General features: G+C 35.4%; 4 protein-coding genes and 1 pseudogene. All 5 read left to right on the top strand.

From position 1 onward, the window contains the following. Positions 1–553: 553 nt before the first annotated feature. Positions 554–1,402, top strand: a complete 849-nt coding sequence (locus ACIPNH_RS03025; protein WP_400771653.1) for an Rpn family recombination-promoting nuclease/putative transposase — start codon at positions 554–556, stop codon at positions 1,400–1,402. Positions 1,403–1,422: 20 nt separating this feature from the next. Next, a complete protein-coding gene (locus ACIPNH_RS03020; protein WP_264724139.1) occupies positions 1,423–1,956 on the top strand; it encodes a pyrimidine dimer DNA glycosylase/endonuclease V in 534 nt (177 codons plus the stop codon). 9 nt (positions 1,957–1,965) lie between these two features. Further along, positions 1,966–2,136 (top strand): annotated as a pseudogene (locus ACIPNH_RS06750) (pyrimidine dimer DNA glycosylase/endonuclease V); the annotation flags it as partial. Between the two features lie 109 nt (positions 2,137–2,245). Then, positions 2,246–3,697: a cytoplasmic incompatibility factor CifA gene (locus ACIPNH_RS03015; RefSeq protein ID WP_400771648.1), complete on the top strand. Its 1,452-nt coding sequence runs from the start codon at positions 2,246–2,248 to the stop codon at positions 3,695–3,697. Positions 3,698–4,008: 311 nt separating this feature from the next. Next, on the top strand, positions 4,009–5,262 hold a 1,254-nt coding region (locus ACIPNH_RS03010; protein ID WP_400771638.1), incomplete at its 3' end, for an IS110 family RNA-guided transposase.

Raw genomic sequence — 5,262 nt, 5'->3', positions numbered from 1 at the left:
CCGAAAAAACTCCTTTCTTTCTCTCCACTTTTTCTGGGTAAGGTCAATTCGGAACTCTATTTCTTTTTTACGATCTTTACTTTTATTCTTATTGTTCATATAATATACCCTTCACTAATAATAAACTATTTTTAAATGTTTACTGTTATTTTCTTAGCAGTATTGGCATAAAGCCATAGCTTTTGGGTGAAGTCAAATCAAATTTTCAATTTTTTTTTGTTTATTTTTTTATGAAAAGGTAGAAGATATTAATAGCTGCTAATTTCTTTAAACGATGTTGTCGTAGATTCGTATTTTTATACACCAAAAAGGGTATCTTTGATGTCTCCTACAGCTCCAAACTCATAGCATCCATTTGCCAGCCTTTTAAGGCGCTTTATAGAAGGGTCAATAAAAGATGTACAAAAGGACGTCTAAGGTGCGTAGTAGCATTCTAAAGCCATCTATGGGAGACATTTTTTTCATCAACGCATTCAAAACTTAAAAAAATAAAAAACTTGAACATTTCTTCAGAATTGTGTATAATTATTAATGCTTTTTAAGGTTCTTTCTTATGACTTTTTCTAAGTTTCTTGATCCCAAAAATGATGTATCGTTTAAGCGTATCTTCGGTACTGAAAAAAATAGAGATATCCTTATTCACTTCCTCAATGATATTCTTGGCTTTACTGGTAAAAATGAAATAAAGGATATAGAGTTTTTAAGTACTATTCAAGACCCCGATATCGCCGCTAAAAAGCAAAGTATTGTTGATGTTCTCTGTAGAGATTCTACAGGTGCTCAATACATTTGCGAAATGCAGGTCGCTAAAACTAAAGGCTTTGAAAAACGTGCCCAATACTATGCTGCTAAAGCTTACTCAAGGCAAGCTGATAAAGGTGACCAGTATCATAACCTTAAGGAAATTATCTTCATTGCTNATGAAGACACTAATGAGCATGATCTAAAAGATTTCTATTTTATATTTATTGAGTTGCCAAAATTTCCAAAGAATAAGGAAGATCAGTTGGAAAATATAGTTGAAAAATGGGTTTATTTTTTTCGATATGCAGATGAGACTAGTGAAGAAGAGCTGGAAAAAATAATAGGTAGTGATGTAATAATTAAAAAGGCCTATGAAGAGCTAAATAGATTCAACTGGTCAGAAAAAGAATTTATTGCCTATGAACAGGAAATAAAACGTATTCTTGATGAACAGGCTGTCCTCGCTCAAAAACTTGATGATGCTAGAGAGGAAGGTAAAGAAGAAGGTAGAGAGGAAGGCATCCTTATCGGACATGAAAAAGGCAGAAAAGCAGAGAAAATTGAGGTCGCAAAGAATCTACTAAAAGCAGGTGTTTCTATTGATATTATAGCTCAAACTACTGGTCTTACAGTTAACGAAGTCAAAGACTTAATCTGATTTTATTTTTTGACACCTAGATGAACATCTTTGTACTAGATGAAAACCCAGTAATTGCAGCACGAATGTTATGCGATAAGCACATAGTGAAAATGCCATTAGAAACTGCTCAATTACTTAGTAGTGTTTTTTCAATCGCATTAAAAGCGCCAAATCCTTTTGTCAGTATCACAAACCAAAATATAGAAGTTCCATATAAACTTACTCACAAAAACCATCCTTGCTCTTTATGGGCTAGGCAATCGAAAGGAAACTTTTGTTGGTTGATAGAGTATGGAAAAGAATTGTGTAAAGAGTATACACAGCGATACAAAAGGAAGCATAAATCAGAGGAAGTAATAAATTGGTGTGATAGTAATAAGGATTTACTCATTTTTCGATCAACTGATATGCAAGCTTTCATACAAGCACTGCCGGATCAGTATAAATGCAGCAGTGCTGTGGAAGCTTATAGGAGATATTATCTCAAGGAAAAGATGAGATTTGCTAAGTGGGAAAAAGGTAGAGAAGCACCAGGTTGGATAATCTGCTACACAATACCACAGCTAATATAGCTCATAAATAAAGAAGCCATCCAAATCGGACATGAAAAAAGCAGGGAAGAGGGCGAAAAACAGGCTAAAATAGCTGTGGCTAAAAATTCACTCAAGGCGGGTGTTTCTATTGATGTTATTGCTGAAATAACAGGGTTTTCTGTTGATTATATTGAGAAAATTCAAGAAAAGAAGTTTTAGCCATAACGTTTTTTTTATTAAACCCTCTATTCTAGTAATTTTAATATTGCAATCCATTCTAATGTCTGTACAATGCCTTTTTTATATAAATACTTAATAGGAGGGGTTAATGCCAACACAGAAAGAGCTTCGGGCTACGATGTCCAAAAAATTACAGGAAGCTATTAAACATCCAGATCCAGCAGTTGCTGCCGGGAGGAAGTCAGCTATCAAGAGATGGGTGGGAGTCCTTCAAGATAACTTTATGGAGCACATAAAATACTTTAAGGGTGATAAGTTGAAGTTTTTGCACAATGTATTCCAAGATGAAGGTTGCTGGTCAGGTGTAAGGTTGGATAATGCTGCTTTAGGTCAAAGGTTTACTGAAGAAAAAATAGGTGGAATAGATAATCCACTTCGCAAATATGAGATGGCTTGTAGTTACTGTGTGGTAGATAAAATTCATCCACTCTTTCAAAAAAGATTTGAATCTTATAGGAACAATTTTCCTCCTGGTGCATTTGATGGTAAAACTGAAACTGAAATTGGCAAATACGTACGAAACTCGTTACTAGATAGCATAAAGAGGAAAGGTCCTGTGTTTGATTTCTGGATCGATAGAGAATCTGGGGGATTAAAGCAACCAAGTAACGCGTCAGAAGGTTTTGACAGTGCTGTAAAACTTAAGTGGAGTGAAGGAGTAGAGTATTTTTATACTCATTTAAAAGAAGAAGATAAGGAAAAGAAACTTACAGAAGCTATTATTGCTCTGTCTCGCGTTCAATCTGTTGAGAAAGATGCTCCTATTTTAGATTTTTGTGTAAGGAATATAGGTGATAAAGATACTCTTTTACAGAAATTGCTGCAGAAAGATAAGGGAGTATATTCCCTTCTTGCTGAATTAATAGAGTCATGTTTTTTTGATACGGTTCATGATTTGGTACAGTGCTGGTGTTATAAAGGCGTTTCAGCAGGAGGAGACCATTCAGACAAAATATTCTCACAGCGAGAGTATGAACTTCTTCTTTCATCACTCTCAGATGTAATGTTGAAAAATTCTGAGTCAAGTGTTCAAGCTAGATCTGTTATTATGAAGATTTGGGGATGTGATCACTTTTATAAACACAAGAAGGCTGCCGTTAATACTTCTAATTATACAGTTCATGTAAGTGGTATGCTTGCAGGATTAATAGTCAATTGGAAGCGAGAAGATAGTCATGAGTCTGATAGGGAAAAAGAAATAGAGAAAAAAGAAATATTAGATATAATGTCATTTGCCAAGGATTGCTTCCCTGAAAAGTTTGAACTTTTTAAAGAAGTCATGATAGAAAACCTTAGATTATGTGGTAGGGAAGGAATGGAAGAAAGTATAAACTACGATGATTTGGCGAAAGAATTGTTTTCTGAGTTAGAGAAAACAACTTTACCTCCTGGAGGTGATGGCCCTAGGTATGATTTACGGACGCGATCTCAAGCTCATGGTAGTAAGAAAACATCTTTGCCACTTGATGGTTCTGGTGATGGTCCGCAGTCCAAGTTTGAAGCTCCTAGTGTGAGTGGTGTTTCTAGCCGTAGAAAATAGAGGGGTATCTTATATGAATAATGGTGATGGACTTATTAGGAGCGTCGAACAAGAAAAAAATCTTGTTAAACCGGAAAGAAACTATTTCTTCACTTCCATAGCAATTTTTATATATAATTTATCAAGAAGTACTTCTGCAGTTATAACCGACTGATCAATGGTGCTTAAGTGCCCGTTTAGGAGCGTGGTTTTGGAGGAACGGTTAAACCACTGATGGAGTCTATTATGACTACCTCGATTAGAAGATTGTATAATCTAACCGTCCCAAGCTTAAGTGCTTCTCCATTATAAGTTATAGTAGGATAATTACCATGATAAAGGCAAAAAGTAAACTAGAAATAGTGAATCCTGATACAGCAGGAATTGATATCGGCTCAGCTGTACATTATGTATGTGTACCTGAAGGAAGAGATGAACAACGTGTCAAAAAATTTGGATGCTTTACAGTTGATCTTCATAACTTAGCAGGGTGGTTAAAGAAATGTAAAATTAGAACAGTAGCTATGGAATCAACAGGAGTATATTGGATTCCTTTGTTTCAAATACTTGAGTCATATGGATTTGAGGTAAAATTGGTAAATGCACGATATATTAAGAACGTGCCTGGTAGAAAATCCGACGTTCAAGACTGTCAATGGTTACAACAATTACACAGCTATGGATTACTCCATGGGTCGTTTAGACCTGATGATCAAATGTGTGTGTTGCGTAATTACGTTAGGCAACGTAGCAACCTGATTGAAAGTGCATCCACACATATTCTACGTATGCAAAAAGCGTTAATTCAAATGAACGTTCAATTACACAAAGTCATAAGTGATATTACTGGAGTAACCGGTATGCAAATTATCAAAGCAATAATTGAAGGTGAAAGGAATCCTGAAAAATTATCAGAATTGAGAGATGTACGGATAAAAAATGATAGATCTACCATGGCAAAAGCGCTAAAAGGCGACTACAGAAAGGAACTCTTATTTGTGTTAAAGCAAGAATTTGAATTGTATAATATTTATCAGGAAAAAATAGCAGAATGCGACAAAAGCATCGAACAATATTACAAAACATTTGAAACAAAATCTGACGAGAATAAGCGATGCAGCAAAATAAAGAATAGGTTTTCAAAAAACAGACCAGACTTTCCTTTACACGAAGAACTGTATAGAGTAACCGGTATTGATTTTACTAAAGTTCCTGGGCTTGATGTGCTAACTATACAAACAATTATCTCAGAAGTTGGTTTGAACCACGATAAATGGCCATCAGAGAAGCACTTTACTTCTTGGTTGGGGCTAAGTCCTGCTAATAAAGTTACAGGGGAAAAAGTATTTGGGACGAGAACTCGCAAAGTTATTGCTCGTGCTGCAAATGCTTTTAGGATGGCTGCCCAATGTGTGTCAAGAAGCAACAGTGGGATTGTTGCATATTGCAGAAGGTTAAAAAAACGACTAGGAGCACCGAAAGCGATTACCGCTACGGCTAGGAAATTGGCGTGCATTTTTTATAGTATGCTAAAGTATGGACAGGAATATGTAGAGAAGGGCATTGATTACTATGAAAAGTTATAT

Origin of the sequence: Wolbachia endosymbiont of Drosophila barbarae, assembly GCF_044752445.1 — a bacterium.
In the GTDB taxonomy this organism is placed as follows: domain Bacteria; phylum Pseudomonadota; class Alphaproteobacteria; order Rickettsiales; family Anaplasmataceae; genus Wolbachia; species Wolbachia pipientis.
This window is presented reverse-complemented; position numbering and strand designations above follow the sequence as displayed.

Bases quoted from the DNA above. Each gene is read 5' to 3' on its own strand.
- ACIPNH_RS03020 (WP_264724139.1), top strand. From the start codon at position 1,423: ATGAACATCTTTGTACTAGATGAAAACCCAGTAATTGCAGCACGAATG.
- ACIPNH_RS03015 (WP_400771648.1), top strand. From the start codon at position 2,246: ATGCCAACACAGAAAGAGCTTCGGGCTACGATGTCCAAAAAATTACAG.